14 protein-coding genes, 4 tRNA genes and 1 rRNA gene are annotated in these 18437 nt (G+C 55.5%); all 19 read right to left on the bottom strand.

Annotated features, from left to right (window positions below; genetic code table 11):
• Positions 1 to 4: 4 nt before the first annotated feature.
• The 19 genes from fusA to rrf all read right to left on the bottom strand — a co-directional run bounded on the left by fusA (position 5) and on the right by rrf (position 18318).
• Positions 5 to 2110 carry an elongation factor G gene (fusA, locus tag BBG20_RS29890; RefSeq protein ID WP_065909927.1) on the bottom strand — a complete coding sequence of 702 codons (2106 nt, stop codon included), beginning with the start codon at positions 2108 to 2110 and terminating at the stop codon, positions 5 to 7.
• Between the two features lie 30 nt (positions 2111 to 2140).
• Positions 2141 to 2611 (bottom strand): 30S ribosomal protein S7, encoded by a 471-nt coding sequence (gene rpsG, locus BBG20_RS29885; protein ID WP_002555493.1) that lies wholly within the window; start codon positions 2609 to 2611, stop codon positions 2141 to 2143.
• A 118-nt stretch (positions 2612 to 2729) separates the two neighbouring features.
• Positions 2730 to 3101, bottom strand: a complete 372-nt coding sequence (gene rpsL / locus BBG20_RS29880) for a 30S ribosomal protein S12 (protein WP_002555494.1) — start codon at positions 3099 to 3101, stop codon at positions 2730 to 2732.
• A gap of 217 nt (positions 3102 to 3318) precedes the next feature.
• Positions 3319 to 7518 (bottom strand): DNA-directed RNA polymerase subunit beta', encoded by a 4200-nt coding sequence (gene rpoC / locus BBG20_RS29875; RefSeq protein WP_065909923.1) that lies wholly within the window; start codon positions 7516 to 7518, stop codon positions 3319 to 3321.
• A gap of 64 nt (positions 7519 to 7582) precedes the next feature.
• Positions 7583 to 11656: a DNA-directed RNA polymerase subunit beta gene (gene rpoB / locus BBG20_RS29870; protein ID WP_025857208.1), complete on the bottom strand. Its 4074-nt coding sequence runs from the start codon at positions 11654 to 11656 to the stop codon at positions 7583 to 7585.
• Between the two features lie 219 nt (positions 11657 to 11875).
• Entirely contained in the window at positions 11876 to 12241 is a 366-nt protein-coding gene (gene rplL / locus BBG20_RS29865; protein WP_016969476.1) for a 50S ribosomal protein L7/L12, read from the bottom strand.
• Positions 12242 to 12319: 78 nt separating this feature from the next.
• Positions 12320 to 12820 carry a 50S ribosomal protein L10 gene (gene rplJ / locus BBG20_RS29860; RefSeq protein WP_016969477.1) on the bottom strand — a complete coding sequence of 167 codons (501 nt, stop codon included), beginning with the start codon at positions 12818 to 12820 and terminating at the stop codon, positions 12320 to 12322.
• 199 nt (positions 12821 to 13019) lie between these two features.
• Positions 13020 to 13715 carry a 50S ribosomal protein L1 gene (gene rplA, locus BBG20_RS29855; RefSeq protein ID WP_003176434.1) on the bottom strand — a complete coding sequence of 232 codons (696 nt, stop codon included), beginning with the start codon at positions 13713 to 13715 and terminating at the stop codon, positions 13020 to 13022.
• A complete protein-coding gene (gene rplK, locus BBG20_RS29850) occupies positions 13715 to 14146 on the bottom strand; it encodes a 50S ribosomal protein L11 (RefSeq protein WP_003176435.1) in 432 nt (143 codons plus the stop codon). Before rplK ends, rplA begins: the two co-directional genes overlap by 1 nt.
• A gap of 117 nt (positions 14147 to 14263) precedes the next feature.
• On the bottom strand, positions 14264 to 14797 hold the full coding sequence (gene nusG, locus BBG20_RS29845) for a transcription termination/antitermination protein NusG (protein WP_003176436.1): 534 nt from the start codon (positions 14795 to 14797) through the stop codon (positions 14264 to 14266).
• Positions 14798 to 14806: 9 nt separating this feature from the next.
• Positions 14807 to 15175, bottom strand: a complete 369-nt coding sequence (gene secE / locus BBG20_RS29840) for a preprotein translocase subunit SecE (RefSeq protein ID WP_003194658.1) — start codon at positions 15173 to 15175, stop codon at positions 14807 to 14809.
• Positions 15176 to 15220: 45 nt separating this feature from the next.
• Positions 15221 to 15296 (bottom strand) — tRNA-Trp (locus tag BBG20_RS29835).
• A gap of 161 nt (positions 15297 to 15457) precedes the next feature.
• Positions 15458 to 15533: transfer RNA gene (locus BBG20_RS29830), tRNA-Thr, on the bottom strand.
• Between the two features lie 26 nt (positions 15534 to 15559).
• A tRNA-Gly gene (locus tag BBG20_RS29825) sits at positions 15560 to 15633 on the bottom strand.
• 24 nt (positions 15634 to 15657) lie between these two features.
• Positions 15658 to 15742, bottom strand: a tRNA-Tyr gene (locus BBG20_RS29820).
• A gap of 142 nt (positions 15743 to 15884) precedes the next feature.
• Positions 15885 to 16331: a hypothetical protein gene (locus BBG20_RS29815; RefSeq protein WP_065909921.1), complete on the bottom strand. Its 447-nt coding sequence runs from the start codon at positions 16329 to 16331 to the stop codon at positions 15885 to 15887.
• A 7-nt stretch (positions 16332 to 16338) separates the two neighbouring features.
• Entirely contained in the window at positions 16339 to 17088 is a 750-nt protein-coding gene (locus BBG20_RS29810) for a pantothenate kinase (RefSeq protein ID WP_065909920.1), read from the bottom strand.
• The gene (gene birA, locus BBG20_RS29805) at positions 17078 to 18037 is read right to left on the bottom strand and encodes a bifunctional biotin--[acetyl-CoA-carboxylase] ligase/biotin operon repressor BirA (RefSeq protein WP_065909919.1); all 960 of its coding nucleotides are present in this window, start codon (positions 18035 to 18037) and stop codon (positions 17078 to 17080) included. Before birA ends, BBG20_RS29810 begins: the two co-directional genes overlap by 11 nt.
• A 165-nt stretch (positions 18038 to 18202) precedes the next feature.
• Positions 18203 to 18318: ribosomal RNA gene (gene rrf, locus BBG20_RS29800) — 5S ribosomal RNA — on the bottom strand.
• Between the last annotated feature and the right edge of the window lie 119 nt (positions 18319 to 18437).

The following is an 18437-nucleotide window of genomic DNA, read 5'->3' as shown; positions in this document are numbered from 1 at the left end:
TGAATCAGCCTTGTTTTTTGGATACAGTTTCAGCGATGTGCGCCGGAGCTGTGTTGTATTTTTTGAATTCCATAGAGTAGCTTGCGCGACCCTGGGACATGGAGCGAACGTCGGTCGCGTAACCGAACATCTCACCCAACGGAACCTCGGCGCGAATCACTTTGCCGGAAACCGTGTCTTCCATACCCAAGATCATGCCGCGACGACGGTTAAGGTCGCCCATGACATCACCCATATAGTCTTCAGGTGTAACAACTTCTACCGCCATGATTGGCTCAAGCAACTCACCACCGCCCTTCTGGGCCAGTTGCTTGGTTGCCATGGAAGCAGCCACCTTAAACGCCATCTCGTTGGAGTCGACGTCGTGGTAAGAACCGTCAAAAACGGTTGCTTTCAGGCCGATCAGCGGATAGCCGGCAACAACACCGTTCTTCATCTGCTCTTCGATACCCTTCTGGATAGCCGGGATGTATTCCTTAGGAACAACACCACCAACTACTTCGTTCACGAATTGCAGACCTTCCTGACCTTCGTCAGCAGGAGCAAAACGGATCCAGCAGTGACCGAACTGACCACGACCGCCGGACTGACGAACGAACTTGCCTTCGATTTCACAGTTCTTCGTGATGCGCTCACGATAGGAAACCTGAGGCTTACCGATGTTGGCTTCGACGTTGAACTCACGGCGCATCCGGTCAACCAGGATGTCCAGGTGCAACTCGCCCATGCCGGAGATGATCGTTTGACCAGTCTCTTCATCAGTCTTGACGCGGAAAGATGGATCTTCCTGAGCAAGTTTGCCCAGAGCGATACCCATTTTTTCCTGGTCATCCTTGGTCTTAGGCTCAACGGCAACCGAAATAACCGGCTCCGGGAAGTCCATGCGAACCAGGATGATTGGCTTAGCAGCGTCGCACAAAGTCTCACCAGTGGTGACGTCCTTCATGCCGATCAGGGCCGCGATGTCACCAGCGCGTACTTCCTTGATCTCTTCACGGGCGTTTGCGTGCATTTGCACCATACGACCCACGCGCTCTTTCTTGCCTTTAACCGAGTTGATCACGCCGTCGCCGGAGGCCAACACGCCCGAGTAAACGCGGACGAAGGTCAAAGTACCCACGAATGGGTCAGTAGCGATCTTGAACGCCAGAGCCGAGAACGGCTCGCTGTCATCGGCGTGACGCTCCATCTCTTCTTCCTCGTTATCAGGGTTGGTACCCTTGATAGCAGGAATGTCAGTTGGGGCAGGCAGGTAGTCGATAACGGCGTCGAGAACCAGGGGAACACCCTTGTTCTTGAAGGAAGAACCGCAAACAGCCAAGACGATCTCACCAGCGATAGTACGCTGACGCAGAGCGGCCTTGATTTCCGCGTTGGTGAGTTCTTCACCTTCGAGGTACTTGTTCATCAGCTCTTCGCTGGCTTCGGCAGCAGCCTCAACCATGTTATTGCGCCATTCGTCAGCCAGTTCCTGCAGTTCTGCAGGGATAGGCTTGCGAACAGGGACCATACCTTTGTCAGCGTCATTCCAATAAACAGCTTCCATGTTGATCAGATCGATCTGACCCTGGAAGTTGTCTTCGGAACCGATGGCCAATTGGATTGGCACCGGGGTGTGACCCAGACGCTGCTTGATCTGACCGATCACGCGCAGGAAGTTGGCACCAGCACGGTCCATCTTGTTTACGTAAACAAGACGTGGAACGCCGTATTTGTTGGCTTGACGCCATACGGTTTCCGACTGAGGCTCAACACCCGAAGTACCACAGAACACAACGACAGCGCCGTCGAGTACGCGCAGGGAACGCTCAACTTCAATGGTGAAGTCTACGTGGCCCGGGGTATCGATTACGTTGAAGCGGTGCTCATCCTTGTACTGCTTCTCGGAACCTTTCCAGAAGGCGGTAATAGCAGCAGAAGTAATGGTAATACCACGCTCCTGCTCCTGAACCATCCAGTCTGTGGTCGCGGCGCCATCATGCACCTCGCCCATTTTGTGACTTTTGCCGGTGTAAAACAGTACGCGCTCGGTGGTGGTGGTTTTACCAGCATCCACGTGAGCAACGATACCGATGTTACGGTAGCGGCTAATCGGAGTAGTACGAGCCATAAAGCCCTCGCAAAATTAGTGAAGCTAAGATTAGAAGCGGTAGTGCGAGAAAGCTTTGTTAGCTTCAGCCATACGGTGCACGTCTTCACGCTTCTTAACAGCAGCACCTTTACCTTCAGCAGCGTCCAACAGTTCGCCAGCCAAACGCAGAGCCATAGACTTCTCGCCGCGCTTACGGGCGAAGTCTACCAACCAGCGCATTGCCAGAGCGTTACGACGGGACGGACGAACTTCAACCGGAACCTGGTAAGTAGCACCGCCTACACGGCGCGACTTCACTTCGACCAGCGGAGCGATGGCGTCGAGAGCTTTCTCGAAGATTTCCAGGGGGTCGCTGTTCTTGCGTTCTTTAACCTTTTCCAGCGCGCCATAAACGATACGCTCGGCAACGGCTTTCTTGCCGCTTTCCATCACGTGGTTCATGAACTTGGCCAGAATTTGGCTTCCGTATTTTGGATCGTCAAGCACTTCGCGCTTGGCTGCTACGCGTCTTCTTGGCATGGATAAGCCCTCAAACGGTCTTCAGGTTCGCTCGGAATCGGTGCCCTTTCGGGACGCCTCCGACCTTACTCTTATCGACTCAGAAAATAAGATGATTCAGTTTTACAAAAAGCCGCTACTACTTAGGCTTCTTGGTACCGTACTTCGAACGACCCTGGTTACGACCTTTAACGCCGGAAGTATCCAAGGAGCCGCGTACGGTGTGGTAACGAACACCTGGCAAGTCTTTTACACGACCGCCGCGGATCAGTACCACGCTGTGCTCTTGCAGGTTGTGGCCTTCACCACCGATGTACGAGGAAACCTCGAAACCGTTGGTCAGACGCACACGGCATACTTTACGCAGTGCCGAGTTAGGTTTTTTCGGCGTAGTGGTATACACGCGAGTGCATACGCCACGACGTTGCGGGCAGTTCTGCAGCGCAGGTACGTCGGATTTCTCGACGATACGCTTACGCGGCTGACGTACCAGCTGGTTGATAGTTGCCATCTACTAGCTCCACTGTTGTCTTGCGACGCTATTGTCTTGCAAGAAAAGCAAAATGGCAGGAACGAATTCCCGCCAAATTTAGGGGTACAAGAGTCTAAAGAGGATCTTGTCCCCAGTCAAGGCAAGGCCCCGACCTCCCCTCTCATCGAACCGCGACAAAATTGCCTCGATCCGACGAATGGGGGCTGCCAGGGCCCAGACTTATTTATCGCAGAACTCAGTTACCGCTAGAGTTCAGCGCTTCGGTCAGTGCAGCTTCCACTTCACTGGCGCTTACGCGCAGCGGCTTGTCAGCATCACGGCGGCGCTTGCGCTCGCTGTGGTAAGCCAAACCGGTACCTGCCGGGATCAGACGACCCACGACCACGTTTTCTTTCAGACCGCGCAGGTAATCGCGCTTGCCGGTTACCGCTGCTTCGGTCAGTACGCGAGTGGTCTCCTGGAAGGAGGCCGCCGAGATGAACGACTCAGTGGACAACGACGCCTTGGTGATACCCAGCAGCACGCGAGTGAACTTGGAAACGAATTTCTCTTCGTTCGTCAGGCGCTCGTTTTCCACCAGCACGTGAGTCAATTCCATCTGGTCGCCCTTGATGAAACTGGAATCGCCAGACTCAGCGATTTCAACTTTACGCAGCATCTGACGCAGGATGGTCTCGATGTGCTTATCGTTGATCTTCACGCCTTGCAGGCGGTAAACGTCCTGGATCTCGTTAACGATGTACTTGGCCAGCGCACTCACACCCAGCAGACGCAGGATGTCGTGTGGATCGCTTGGACCGTCGGAGATAACTTCGCCGCGGTTTACCTGTTCGCCTTCGAACACGTTCAGGTGACGCCACTTCGGAATCAGCTCTTCATACGGATCGCTACCGTCGTTCGGGGTAATGACCAGACGGCGCTTGCCCTTGGTCTCTTTACCGAACGCGATGGTACCGCTGACTTCAGCCAGAATCGACGCTTCTTTCGGACGACGAGCTTCGAACAAGTCGGCAACACGCGGCAGACCACCGGTGATGTCACGGGTCTTCGAAGTTTCTTGCGGGATACGCGCGATAACATCACCGATCGCGATCTTCGCACCATCCGCTACACCGACCAGGGCGTTGGCCGGCAGGAAGTACTGAGCGATTACGTCAGTGCCTGGCAGCAACAAGTCCTTGCCGTTGTCATCGACCATCTTCACAGCAGGACGGATGTCTTTACCGGCAGCTGGACGATCTTTCGCGTCGAGTACTTCAATGTTGGTCATACCGGTCAATTCGTCAGTCTGACGCTTGATCGTGATGCCTTCTTCCATGCCCACGTAGGTCACGGTACCTTTCATTTCGGTAACGATTGGGTGAGTGTGCGGATCCCACTTGGCCACGATTGCGCCAGCGTCGACCTTGTCACCTTCTTTAACCGAGATCACAGCACCGTACGGCAGCTTGTAGCGCTCACGCTCACGACCGTAGTCATCAGCGATTGCCAGCTCACCGGAACGGGACACAGCAACCAGGTGGCCATCCACTCGCTCAACGTGCTTCAGGTTGTGCAGACGGACGGTACCGCCATTCTTCACCTGAACGCTGTCAGCTGCGGAGGTCCGGCTTGCCGCACCACCGATGTGGAACGTACGCATGGTCAGCTGGGTACCCGGCTCACCGATGGACTGGGCAGCGATAACGCCGACCGCTTCACCGATGTTCACCTGGTGACCACGAGCCAAGTCACGGCCGTAGCACTTGGCGCAAATGCCATAGCGGGTTTCGCAGCTGATCGGCGAGCGAACAATCACTTCGTCGATGCTGTTGAGTTCGATGAACTCGACCCACTTCTCGTCGACCAGAGTGCCGGCAGGAACAATAACTTCCTCGGTACCTGGCTTGAATACGTCACGGGCAATAACACGACCCAATACGCGCTCACCCAGCGGCTCTACAACGTCACCGCCTTCAATGTGCGGAGTCATCAGCAGGCCGTGCTCGGTGCCGCAATCGATCTCGGTTACAACCAGATCTTGTGCAACGTCTACCAGACGACGCGTCAGGTAACCGGAGTTAGCGGTTTTCAACGCGGTATCCGCCAGACCTTTACGAGCACCGTGAGTGGAGATGAAGTACTGAAGTACGCTCAAACCTTCACGGAAGTTCGCAGTAATCGGCGTTTCGATGATGGAACCGTCCGGCTTGGCCATCAGGCCACGCATACCGGCGAGCTGACGGATCTGCGCAGCAGAACCCCGTGCGCCCGAGTCGGCCATCATGTACATCGAGTTGAAGGATTCCTGGTCAACTTCGACGCCGTGGCGGTCGATGACTTTCTCTTTCGAGAGGTTGGCCATCATCGCCTTGGATACTTCGTCGTTCGCCTTGGACCAAAGGTCGATCACCTTGTTGTACTTCTCGCCCTGGGTTACCAGGCCGGAGGCGTACTGGCTTTCGATCTCTTTCACTTCGTCGGTGGCTGCACCGATGATGCGGGCTTTTTCATCCGGGATAACGAAGTCGTTAACGCCGATGGAAACGCCGGAAATGGTCGAATAAGCAAAACCGGTGTACATCAACTGGTCAGCGAAGATCACGGTCTCTTTCAAACCAACCACGCGGTAGCACTGGTTGATCAGCTTGGAGATCGCCTTTTTCTTCATCGGCAGGTTGACGACATCGTACGACAGACCTTTTGGCACAACTTGATACAACAGCGCACGGCCGACAGTGGTGTCGACGATACGGGTGTTGGTCACGCTGCCGCCGTCACGGTCGTTGACGGTTTCGTTGATCCGCACCTTGACCTTGGCGTGCAGTGCGGCTTCGCCGGCACGGAACACACGGTCAACTTCCTGCAGGTCAGCGAACACACGACCTTCGCCCTTGGCGTTGATCGCTTCACGGGTCATGTAGTACAGACCCAGTACAACGTCCTGCGACGGAACGATGATTGGCTCACCGTTGGCTGGCGACAGAATGTTGTTGGTCGACATCATCAACGCGCGCGCTTCCAACTGGGCTTCCAGTGTCAGCGGTACGTGCACGGCCATTTGGTCGCCGTCGAAGTCGGCGTTGTACGCAGCACAGACCAGCGGGTGCAGCTGAATAGCCTTACCTTCGATCAGTACCGGTTCAAACGCCTGGATACCCAGACGGTGAAGGGTCGGTGCACGGTTGAGGAGAACCGGGTGTTCACGGATCACTTCAGCGAGAACGTCCCAAACCTCTGGCAGTTCGCGCTCGACCATTTTCTTGGCGGCTTTGATGGTGGTCGCGAGACCGCGCATTTCCAGCTTGCCGAAAATGAACGGCTTGAACAGCTCGAGAGCCATCTTCTTCGGCAGACCGCACTGGTGCAGACGCAGGGTCGGGCCTACGGTAATTACCGAACGACCGGAGTAGTCAACACGCTTACCGAGCAAGTTCTGACGGAAACGACCTTGCTTACCCTTGATCATGTCAGCCAAGGATTTCAGAGGACGCTTGTTCGAACCGGTGATAGCGCGGCCACGACGACCGTTGTCGAGCAAGGCATCGACAGCTTCTTGCAACATACGCTTTTCGTTGCGCACGATGATGTCCGGAGCGGACAGGTCAAGCAGGCGCTTCAAGCGGTTATTACGGTTGATCACGCGACGGTACAGGTCGTTGAGGTCGGAAGTCGCGAAACGACCACCATCCAACGGTACCAGCGGACGCAGATCTGGCGGCAGAACCGGCAGAACGGTCAGCACCATCCACTCTGGCAGGTTGCCGGAACCCTGGAAGGCTTCCATCAACTTCAGACGCTTGGACAGCTTCTTGATCTTGGTTTCGGAGTTGGTTTGCGGAATCTCTTCACGCAGACGGCCAATCTCGTGCTCCAGGTCGATAGCGTGCAGCAGTTCGCGGACAGCTTCGGCACCCATGCGGGCATCGAAATCGTCACCGAATTCTTCCAGCGCTTCGAAGTACTGCTCGTCGTTCAGCAGCTGACCTTTTTCAAGGGTGGTCATGCCTGGATCGATAACGACATAGCTCTCGAAGTAGAGAACGCGTTCGATATCACGCAGGGTCATGTCCATCAGCAAGCCGATACGGGACGGCAGCGATTTCAGGAACCAGATGTGGGCAACCGGCGAAGCCAGCTCGATGTGCGCCATGCGCTCACGACGAACCTTGGCCAGTGCAACTTCAACGCCGCACTTCTCGCAGATCACACCACGGTGCTTCAAGCGCTTGTACTTACCGCACAGGCACTCGTAATCCTTTACCGGGCCAAAGATCTTGGCGCAGAACAGGCCGTCACGCTCAGGTTTGAACGTACGGTAGTTGATGGTTTCCGGCTTTTTAACTTCACCGAACGACCACGAACGGATCATCTCAGGCGATGCCAATCCAATACGGATGGCGTCGAACTCTTCGACTTGACCCTGGTTTTTCAGCAAATTCAGTAGGTCTTTCAAGGCCTTTCCTCCTGGCGGAGCAGAGAGCGGGCTAAACGGCCCCGCTCTCGATTCGCGTCACGTGTTATTCGGTTTCCAGATCGATATCGATGCCGAGGGAACGAATTTCTTTGATCAACACGTTGAAGGACTCGGGCATGCCCGGCTCCATACGGTGATCGCCGTCCACGATGTTTTTGTACATCTTGGTCCGACCGTTCACATCGTCCGACTTCACTGTGAGCATTTCTTGCAGAGTGTAAGCAGCACCGTATGCTTCCAGTGCCCAGACCTCCATCTCCCCGAAACGCTGACCACCGAACTGAGCCTTACCACCCAGCGGCTGCTGGGTAACGAGGCTGTACGAACCGGTAGAACGAGCGTGCATCTTGTCGTCTACCAAGTGGTTCAGCTTCAGCATGTACATGTAGCCAACAGTAACCGGGCGCTCGAACTTGTTGCCGGTACGGCCGTCGAACAGCTGCATCTGGCCGCTTTCTGGCAGGTCTGCCAGTTTCAGCATGGCCTTGATTTCGCTTTCCTTGGCACCGTCGAACACCGGGGTAGCCATTGGAACGCCGCCGCGCAGGTTCTTCGCCAGATCCAGGATTTCCTGGTCGGAGAAGGTGTCCAGCTCTTCGTTGCGACCGCCGATCTCGTTGTAGATCTCGTGCAGGAACTTACGCAGGTCTGCGACCTTGCGCTGCTCTTCGATCATACGGTTGATCTTCTCGCCCAGACCTTTGGCCGCGAGGCCCAGGTGGGTTTCAAGGATCTGACCAACGTTCATACGCGAAGGTACGCCCAACGGGTTGAGGACGACGTCGACCGGTGTGCCATTGGCATCGTGCGGCATGTCTTCAACCGGCATGATCACGGAGACCACACCTTTGTTACCGTGACGACCGGCCATCTTGTCGCCCGGTTGGATGCGACGACGGATTGCCAGGTAAACCTTGACGATTTTCAGCACGCCTGGAGCCAGGTCATCGCCCTGCTGCAGTTTGCGCTTCTTGTCTTCGAACTTGTCGTCCAGCAGACGGCGACGATCAACGATATAGGCCTGGGCCTTCTCGAGCTGCTCGTTCAGAGCATCTTCAGCCATGCGCAGTTTGAACCACTGGCCGTGCTCAAGACCGTCGAGAACTTCGTCGGTGATGTCCTGACCTTTCTTCAGACCTGCGCCGCCTTCAGCCTTGTGGCCTACCAGGGCGGAACGCAGACGTTCGAAGGTCGCGCCTTCAACGATACGGAACTCTTCGTTCAGATCCTTGCGGATCTCGTCGAGCTGGGTCTTCTCGATGGACAGTGCACGAGCATCACGCTCAACGCCGTCACGGGTGAAGACCTGTACGTCGATGACAGTACCCTTGGTACCGGTAGGTACGCGCAGGGAGGTGTCTTTAACGTCGCTGGCTTTTTCACCGAAGATCGCACGCAGCAGTTTTTCTTCCGGAGTCAGTTGGGTCTCGCCTTTCGGAGTGACCTTACCTACCAGGATGTCGCCTGCGCCGACTTCAGCACCTACGTAAACGATACCGGCTTCGTCCAGCTTGTTCAGTGCAGCTTCACCCACGTTCGGGATGTCTGCAGTGATTTCCTCTGGCCCAAGCTTGGTGTCACGTGCCACACAGGTCAGTTCCTGAATGTGGATCGTGGTGAAACGGTCTTCTTGAACAACACGCTCGGACAGGCAGATGGAGTCTTCGAAGTTGAAGCCGTTCCATGCCATGAACGCGATGCGCATGTTCTGGCCCAGTGCCAGTTCACCCATGTCGGTGGACGGGCCGTCGGCCATGATGTCGCTACGCTGAACGCGATCACCCTTGCTCACCAGCGGACGCTGGTTGATGCACGTGTTCTGGTTCGAGCGGGTGTATTTGGTCAGGTTGTAGATGTCGACACCGGCTTCGCCAGTTTCAACTTCGTCATCGGCAACACGAACCACGATACGGCTGGCATCAACGGAGTCGATCACGCCGCCACGACGAGCCACGACGCAAACGCCGGAGTCACGGGCTACGTTACGCTCCATGCCGGTACCTACCAGCGGCTTGTCAGCGCGCAGGGTCGGTACAGCTTGACGCTGCATGTTGGAACCCATCAACGCACGGTTGGCGTCGTCGTGCTCGAGGAACGGGATCAGCGACGCTGCAACCGAAACTACCTGCTTCGGCGAAACGTCCATCAAGGTGACGTCTTCCGGCGCCTTGACAGTGAACTCGTTCAAGTGACGAACCGCTACCAGCTCGTCGACCAGGACTTTCTTGTCGTTCATCGTGGCCGAGGCCTGGGCGATCACGTGATCAGCTTCTTCGATGGCGGACAGGAACACGATCTCGTCGGTGACCAGAGCGTCTTTCACCACGCGGTACGGGCTCTCGAGGAAGCCGTACTGGTTGGTGCGCGCATACGCAGCCAGGGAGTTGATCAGACCGATGTTCGGACCTTCCGGCGTTTCGATCGGGCAAACACGACCGTAGTGCGTCGGGTGTACGTCACGAACTTCAAAGCCTGCACGCTCACGGGTCAGACCGCCTGGGCCCAGTGCCGAAACACGGCGCTTGTGGGTGATCTCGGAGAGCGGGTTGTTCTGGTCCATGAACTGCGAGAGCTGGCTGGAGCCGAAGAACTCTTTCACCGCCGCAGCCACTGGCTTGGCGTTGATCAGGTCTTGTGGCATCAGGCCTTCGCTTTCAGCCATCGACAGACGCTCTTTGACCGCACGCTCAACACGCACCAGGCCAACGCGGAACTGGTTCTCGGCCATTTCGCCTACGCAGCGAACACGACGGTTACCCAGGTGGTCGATGTCATCGACGATGCCTTTACCGTTACGGATGTCGACCAGAGTCTTCAGTACCGCGACGATGTCTTCCTTGCACAACACGCCCGAACCTTCGATCTCGGTACGACCGATACGACGGTTGAACTTCATCCGGCCGACCGCAGACAGGTCATAGCGCTCAGGGCTGAAGAACAGGTTGTTGAACAGGGTCTCGGCAGCGTCTTTGGTCGGTGGCTCGCCAGGACGCATCATGCGATAGATCTCGACCAGCGCTTCCAATTGGTTGCTGGTGGAGTCGATCTTCAGAGTGTCGGAGATGAACGGACCGCAGTCGATGTCGTTGGTGTACAGGGTCTCGATGCGAACGACCTGAGCCTTGGCGATTTTGGCCAGGATCTCGGTGTTCAGCTCGGTGTTGCACTCAGCCAGGATTTCGCCTGTAGCCGGGTGAACGATGACCTTGGCGGTAGTGCGACCCAGGACGTAGTCCAGAGGCACTTCCAGCTCTTTGATACCGGCTTTTTCGATCTGGTTGATGTGGCGCGCAGTGATACGACGGCCAGCTTCAACAATGACCTTGCCTTTTTCATCCTGGATGTCCAGGACGGCAATTTCACCACGCAGACGCGAAGCGATCAGCTCCAGCTTGAGGGTTTCATCCTTCAGGCTGAATACGTTGGTGGTGTAGAAGGCGTCCAGCACTTGCTCAGTGGTATAGCCGAGCGCGCGCAGCAGTACCGAGGCCGGCAGCTTGCGACGACGGTCGATACGCACGAACACGCAGTCTTTAGGGTCGAACTCGAAATCCAACCACGAACCACGGTACGGAATGATCCGCGCGGAGTACAGGAGCTTGCCGGAGCTGTGCGTCTTGCCGCGGTCGTGGTCAAAGAACACGCCCGGGGAACGGTGCAGCTGGGAAACGATAACACGCTCGGTACCATTGATAACGAAGGTACCGTTCTCAGTCATCAATGGGATTTCGCCCATGTAGACTTCTTGCTCTTTGATGTCCTTGATCGCTTTGTTCGACGATTCTTTGTCGAAAATGATCAGGCGGACTTTTACCCGCAAAGGTACGGCGTACGTAACACCGCGCAACACGCATTCTTTGACATCAAATGCCGGTTCGCCCAGGCGATAACCGACGTACTCCAGCGCAGCATTGCCGGAGTAGCTGATGATCGGGAAAACGGATTTGAAGGCCGCATGCAGGCCCACGTCGCGGAACTGATCTTTGGTCGCTCCCGCCTGCAAGAATTCACGATACGAATCCAGCTGGATAGCCAGAAGGTACGGGACATCCATGACGTCCGGCAACTTGCTAAAGTCCTTGCGGATACGTTTTTTCTCAGTATATGAGTAAGCCATCAGCGTTCCCCAGCTTGGTCACCTGCTTGTTTGGCCCCTCCGACGGGAGCAGCCAGAAAATCTTGCAAACCCCATGGTTTGCACCACCGCATCGGGTGGCTACAGCGCGTTAATGGCGGCGACCGAGTCGACAGCCAAGAACGGAAAAAGGCCGGTGGCAAGAGCCACCAGCCATCAGCCTTCAGCTTAACGCTTGGGCTGGAGACGCAAGGTCGATGCTTACTTCAGCTCGACTTTAGCGCCTGCTTCTTCCAGTACTGCTTTGGCTTTGTCAGCTGCGTCTTTGGCAACAGCTTCCAGAACCAGGGCAGGAGCGCCGTCAACTACAGCCTTGGCTTCTTTCAGGCCCAGACCGGTCAGTTCACGTACTGCCTTGATCACGTTTACTTTCTTCTCGCCAGCTTCGGTCAGCATGACGTTGAATTCGGTTTGCTCTTCAACAACGGCAGCAGCAGCAGCTGGGCCAGCGGAAGCAGCGGCAGCGGAAACGCCGAATTTTTCTTCGAAAGCTTTGATCAGCTCAACAACCTGCAGAACCGACATTTCAGCTACGGCGTTGAGGATATCGTCTTGGGAGATAGACATTGCTGTATTTCCTGAATTGGGGGACGGCCTACGCGGCCATCGAAATAAACAAAAATACGCGAGAGAAGTCGCTCAGCCTTAGGCTGCGGCAGCTTCTTTTTGCTCGCGAACTGCAGCCAGAGTACGAGCCAGCTTGCTGGTAGCGCCTTGAATCACGCTCATCAGCTGCGAAATGGCTTCGTCGCGGGTCGGCAGTGTTGCCAGTACGTCGATTTGGTTAGCTGCGAGGAACTTGCCCTCGAACGCAGCTGCCTTGATCTCGAACTTATCCTGACTCTTGGCGAATTCTTTGAACAAACGGGCAGCAGCGCCTGGATGTTCTTTGGAGAACGCGATCAGAGTCGGGCCGGTGAACACGTCGTTGAGAACACTGTATTCAGTGTCAGCAACAGCGCGCTTGAGCAGGGTGTTACGTACAACACGTACGTATACGCCAGCTTCACGAGCCTCTTTACGGAGTCCGGTCATAGCGCCTACTGTCACACCACGGGCATCAGCCACGACAGCGGACAGAGCAGCTTTGGCAGCCTCGTTGACTTCAGCGACGATGGCCTTCTTGTCTTCGAGATTAATTGCCACGGGTTTAACTCCTGCTTGTTACCGTTTCATCTGGCCGAAGCCGGATGTCGTTTTGGTGTCTGATTCGGTAAGGAACCGGGAGCACCATCTGCGTAGGCTTGTGGTTTAAGACTTGCGCCGCCTACGGTCTTGGATAGCCCCCGCCAGGCAGGGACCCCAATTTTTTCAATTGGCGCAATCTCTCGCGCCAATCTGTGTCTTATACGTCCAGCGAGCCTTGGTCGATGACCAGACCTGGGCCCATAGTGGTGCTCAGGGTAACGCGCTTGACGTAGATACCTTTCGAGGAAGCTGGCTTGATACGCTTCAGATCAGCGATCAGGGCTTCAACGTTTTCCTTCAGCTTGACGGCGTCGAAGCCGACCTTGCCAACGGAGGTGTGAATGATGCCGTTTTTGTCGGTGCGATAACGAACCTGACCAGCCTTGGCGTTTTTAACCGCGGTAGCTACGTCTGGAGTCACGGTGCCGACTTTCGGGTTAGGCATCAGACCACGTGGACCGAGGATCTGACCCAACTGACCTACAACGCGCATTGCATCCGGGGAAGCAATAACTACGTCGTAGTTCAGGTCGCCGCCTTTCATTTCAGCAGCCAGGTCGTCCATGCCAACGCGGTCAGCGCCGGCGGCCAGAGCAGCTTCAGCTGCCGGGCCTTGGGTGAAGACAGCTACACGTACAGTCTTACCGGTACCGTGTGGCAGCACAGTTGCGCTACGAACGACCTGGTCAGATTTACGTGGGTCAACACCCAGGTTTACAGCAACGTCAACGGACTCGCTGAACTTGACAGTCGACAGCTCGGTCAGCAGGGCAGCAGCGTCTACAAAGTTGTAGGACTTGCCTGCTTCGATTTTGCCGGCGATAGCCTTTTGGCGCTTGGTCAGCTTAGCCATTACACACCCTCCACGTTAAGGCCCATGCTACGAGCAGAACCGGCGATGGTACGCACGGCTGCATCCATATCAGCTGCAGTCAGATCCGCGTTTTTGGTTTTCGCGATTTCTTCCAGCTGAGCACGAGTCACGGTGCCAACCTTAACGGTGTTAGGACGAGCGGAACCGCTAGTCAGACCAGCAGCTTTCTTCAGCAGAACCGAAGCCGGGGTCGACTTGGTTTCGAAAGTGAAGCTACGGTCGCTGTATACAGTGATGATCACTGGAGTCGGCAGACCTGGCTCAAGACCCTGAGTACGGGCGTTGAAGGCCTTGCAGAATTCCATGATGTTCACGCCGTGCTGACCCAGAGCTGGACCGACGGGTGGGCTAGGGTTGGCCTGAGCGGCCTTCACTTGCAGCTTGATGTAAGCGGTAATCTTCTTGGCCATGAGGCACTCCAATTACGGGTTCTAACGCCTCGAAAGGCTCCCCGGTTACTTGCGCGTTTATCCCAGTGACGACAAAACCCCACAGCCTAAGGCTGCGGGGTTGGGATGCTTGCCCAGCTAGACCTTCTCGACCTGGCTGAACTCCAACTCTACCGGAGTAGAGCGACCGAAAATGAGCACTGCCACTTGGATCCGGCTCTTTTCGTAGTTAACTTCTTCGACGGTGCCGTTGAAATCAGCAAACGGACCATCTGTGACACGAACAACCTCACCCGGTTCGAACAAAGTCTTCGGCTTGGGCTTGTCGCTACCGTCAGCAACACGACGCAGAATTGCTTCTGCCTCTTTGTCGGTGATCGGAGCAGGCTTATCAGCAGTACCGCCGATAAAACCCATGACACGAGGAGTGTCCTTGACCAAGTGCCAAGTACCTTCATTCATGTCCATCTGAACCAGCACGTAGCCAGGGAAGAACTTGCGTTCGCTTTTACGCTTCTGGCCATTCCGCATTTCAACCACTTCTTCAGTGGGAACCAGAATTTCGCCGAAGCCATCTTCCATGCCTGCGAGCTTTACGCGCTCTAGCAAAGAGCGCATAACATGCTTCTCGTAACCCGAGTAAGCATGCACAACGTACCAACGCTTAGCCACGGGACACCCTTAGCCAACAATCAAGGAAACAAGCCAGCCGAGCAGGGAATCAAGCCCCCACAACAGCAACGCCATAACCAGAACAACAGCCACAACGATCAACGTGGTCTGCGTGGTTTCTTGGCGAGTCGGCCAAACGACTTTACGGATTTCGGTGCGAGCTTCCTTTACCAGGACCGCGAACGACTTGCCTTTAGCAGTCTGCAGGCCTACAAAGGCAGCTACAGCAGCAAGGGCGAGCAAAGCGAGGACGCGGTACAGGATCGGCGAAGCAGAGTAGTACTGATTGCCAACAACGCCTACGACCACCAATGCGACTACGGCGAGCCACTTGACGAGATCGAAACGAGAGCTTTGAGCTTCAGCCTTAGGAGTCATCTATGAAGATCCTGTGAAAAGAAAGCCAGACACACCACGTGAATCTGGCAGGTCAGGAGGGAATCGAACCCCCAACCTACGGTTTTGGAGACCGTCGCTCTGCCAATTGAGCTACTGACCTAAAACAAAATCAGGCCGACCATTATGCAGGCCTGAAAAAGACTTTACAACAACCAACCCCTAGAGACTTGAAAACACCCAGCAACAAAGCCAAGCACAACACAATCAAGCCGAGGCAGCTGTTAAAACAAAGGCAGATATTTTCATATCTGCCTTGTTATATGGAGCTCTTGAGCGGATTTGAACCGCTGACCTCACCCTTACCAAGGGTGTGCTCTACCAACTGAGCTACAAGAGCAAAACACCGTGCACAACCTGCAAACTTGGAGCGGGTAGCGGGAATCGAACCCGCATCATCAGCTTGGAAGGCTGAGGTTCTACCACTAAACTATACCCGCGGAGCTTGCAGCTCACGCTAAAAATGGTGGAGGGGGAAGGATTCGAACCTTCGAAGTCGTAGACGTCAGATTTACAGTCTGATCCCTTTGGCCGCTCGGGAACCCCTCCTAAGCGAGCCGGCATTCTACATCACGCCGGCCTTCTGTCAAGCATTTTCTCATTTAAAAATATGAGGTTAGCTGCGTTGACCTCGCTTCTCACTGAAGGCCTTAAAGGTCTTCACTGCGAAGCGGGCGCCATTCTATGCAAACTATTCGAGAGTTGCAATGCCTTCGCACAGCATTATTTTATGTTTTAACTCATTGAATTCCTTAGCAAGGTTTTCAAAGGGCAGATCATCTGCCAGGCGTCGGCTTTCCGGGGCTACGCGAAGCCAGTAACCCGAGACGTCGGGCGCACTCAGCAACTGAAGCTTGACCTTTATATCCAGGCTAATGAGACGCTGCTCGAGAGATTGCGCTTCGTGCTGATCCGCAAAGCCGCCGATGTACAAGCAGGTGCTTTGCGCATCGGACGCTTTTGCCCGATCCCTGCGGACCACGGCATCCGACGATTCACTCAGCAGTCGAATATCCTGCTGGGAACCCCGATAGAGACTCAAGGGCGTGACATCCTTGGCGCGCAGAGGCGCTTCTTGCTGGTGCCAAATGTAGTAGAAGGCGTTGAGGACGAGTAAAAGCAAAAACAGCCAACGCATAATCACCTCAAGATAAAGGACACGCCATCGCCAACCCGACAAAAACCAAGTCAGGAACGAGTCGGGCCTGGGGCACGGCATTTCGTACCAGATCGGCATCTCCACCGGTCAGGAACACAGTGAAGTCATCACCCCAGTAGCTACGGGCCTGCTCAAGCTGAGTCAACACAAACCCCCTGAGCATCAGCGTGCAGCCGCGCTCGACCGCCTCTACGGTCGTACGACCAGGAGAAAGGCGCTCCAGAGCCCTTTCGGCAGCGGCATCGTCGTAACGGATCCTGCGCGTGTGCGTACGCAGCTGGTTTCGCATGAGCGGCATACCAGGACAAATAAAGCCGCCGAGGTGCTCGCCATCTGCTGCAATAAAATCTGCAGTCGCCGCCGTACCAAAATCAAGCACGAGGCAGGCACCTGAAGCCAATTTGAATCCACCCAACATTGCCAGCCACCGATCAAGCCCAAGACGCTCGAAATCCTCGTAGCCGTTACGTACGCCTGCCATTTCACGCGCAGAGGCCGCACAGGAAACAGCAACGCCAAAAGCCTCCACCAGCGCCTCGGCAAGCCTGCTTGTTTCTTCCTGGGCACGAACGCTCACCAACCGGCAGCGCGTCAGCGACAAGCCAGGCAACGCCACCAGGCTTTCTATCAACGCGACATCCGAACCCGCAACGCCCTCTGCGCAAGCACCTACCCCACCTGAGCCGAGCACACGCCATTTGATAAAGCTATTCCCACAGTCGAGCTCAAGAATCATCACGCAACCTCAGGCTTAACTCACCACCACTGTATATTTTCTCGACCCCATCGACGCTTAAACGCAAAGCACCTTGCCCATCGACACCCAGCACCACGCCGTCCACTTGGTTGACACCTGCAATGAGCGATACCGCCTTGCCCTGCCACGCATGACTCTGCTCCCATTCCGCCTGAAGTGCTGCGAAGCCAGCGGCTCTATGACGATCAAGATAGCTTTGCAACTGCAAACCGAGTTGGGCCACCAGGACATTACGATTGACAGGAGCCCCCGTCTCAAGCTGCACCGAGGTCCATTGCTGATCAACCTCGTCAGCCCTCTGCATATTCACATTGATCCCGATTCCTAGGACAACGTGACAGATATCAGCAGGGTCCCCTACCAATTCCAGCAATATCCCGGCAATTTTTTTCTGCCCAACCAGCACATCGTTTGGCCACTTCAAGGCAGCCCCGCGCATACCCGACTCACGCAGGGCCTGCATGACAGCCAGGCCGACAACAAGACTCAAACCTTCAAGCTGTCGAAGACCACCCTCTATACGCAGTACAAGGCTGTAATACACATTTTGCGCGAAGGGGCTGACCCACTTTCGGCCACGCCTGCCTCTTCCTGCTGTTTGCTGCTCCGCCAGCACCAGGAACGGCGCCGCAGAGCCTGTCTCGACAAGACGCAGTGCTTCGGCATTGGTAGAGTCAATGGAGTCGGAAATATGAACAGGCCACGCCAACGAGGGCGCAAACAGCGCGATCTCCTCAGCACTCAAGAACACCAGCGGCGAAGCCAATTGATACCCTTTGCCACGAACCTTATGGATCGGCAGGTTCAGCTCTGCCTCAAGGTGCTGGAGTTGTTTCCAGACTGCACTTCGACTGACGCCCAGGGCGGCGCCAAGTGCTTCTCCGGAGTGAAATCGGCCGTCTTTCAGAAGTTTTAACAACGTCAGCATGCAAGTATCGCCTCACAATGAGGCACGCATGATAGCCATGCGCAGGGTCATTGCATAGAAAGGCCGGACATAAGCGCTAAAGGTCTCAGCCACCTCCCGGCGCATTTTCGACCGCCCAAAACAAAACCCCTGTCTGCGTTAGCAAACAGGGGTTCTGGAATTTAATCTTGACGATGACCTACTCTCACATGGGGAAACCCCACACTACCATCGGCGATGCATCGTTTCACTGCTGAGTTCGGGATGGGATCAGGTGGTTCCAATGCTCTATGGTCGTCAAGAAATTCGGGTACTGAGTCGTGACCATGTGGCCTCGCTTCAGCAAATTGGGTATGTGATAGCTTTCGGTGTTTTGTGAGCGTCGAACTTTCGGTTCATTTCGTCTTCACACACCGCAATC

Source organism: Pseudomonas aylmerensis, assembly GCF_001702265.1.
Lineage (GTDB): Bacteria > Pseudomonadota > Gammaproteobacteria > Pseudomonadales > Pseudomonadaceae > Aquipseudomonas > Aquipseudomonas aylmerensis.
Note: the sequence above shows the minus strand (reverse complement) of the source record. Positions and strands in the feature narration are given on the sequence as shown.

Excerpts from the sequence above, each read along its gene's own strand:
- BBG20_RS29810 (WP_065909920.1), bottom strand. The coding sequence starts at position 17,088 with ATGATTCTTGAGCTCGACTGTGGGAATAGCTTTATCAAATGGCGTGTG.
- rplK (WP_003176435.1), bottom strand. The coding sequence starts at position 14,146 with ATGGCCAAGAAGATTACCGCTTACATCAAGCTGCAAGTGAAGGCCGCT.
- rplA (WP_003176434.1), bottom strand. The coding sequence starts at position 13,715 with ATGGCTAAGCTGACCAAGCGCCAAAAGGCTATCGCCGGCAAAATCGAA.
- rpoB (WP_025857208.1), bottom strand. The coding sequence starts at position 11,656 with ATGGCTTACTCATATACTGAGAAAAAACGTATCCGCAAGGACTTTAGC.
- birA (WP_065909919.1), bottom strand. The coding sequence starts at position 18,037 with ATGCTGACGTTGTTAAAACTTCTGAAAGACGGCCGATTTCACTCCGGA.
- BBG20_RS29815 (WP_065909921.1), bottom strand. The coding sequence starts at position 16,331 with ATGCGTTGGCTGTTTTTGCTTTTACTCGTCCTCAACGCCTTCTACTAC.
- rpsG (WP_002555493.1), bottom strand. The coding sequence starts at position 2,611 with ATGCCAAGAAGACGCGTAGCAGCCAAGCGCGAAGTGCTTGACGATCCA.
- rplL (WP_016969476.1), bottom strand. The coding sequence starts at position 12,241 with ATGTCTATCTCCCAAGACGATATCCTCAACGCCGTAGCTGAAATGTCG.
- rpsL (WP_002555494.1), bottom strand. The coding sequence starts at position 3,101 with ATGGCAACTATCAACCAGCTGGTACGTCAGCCGCGTAAGCGTATCGTC.
- fusA (WP_065909927.1), bottom strand. The coding sequence starts at position 2,110 with ATGGCTCGTACTACTCCGATTAGCCGCTACCGTAACATCGGTATCGTT.
- secE (WP_003194658.1), bottom strand. The coding sequence starts at position 15,175 with ATGACTCCTAAGGCTGAAGCTCAAAGCTCTCGTTTCGATCTCGTCAAG.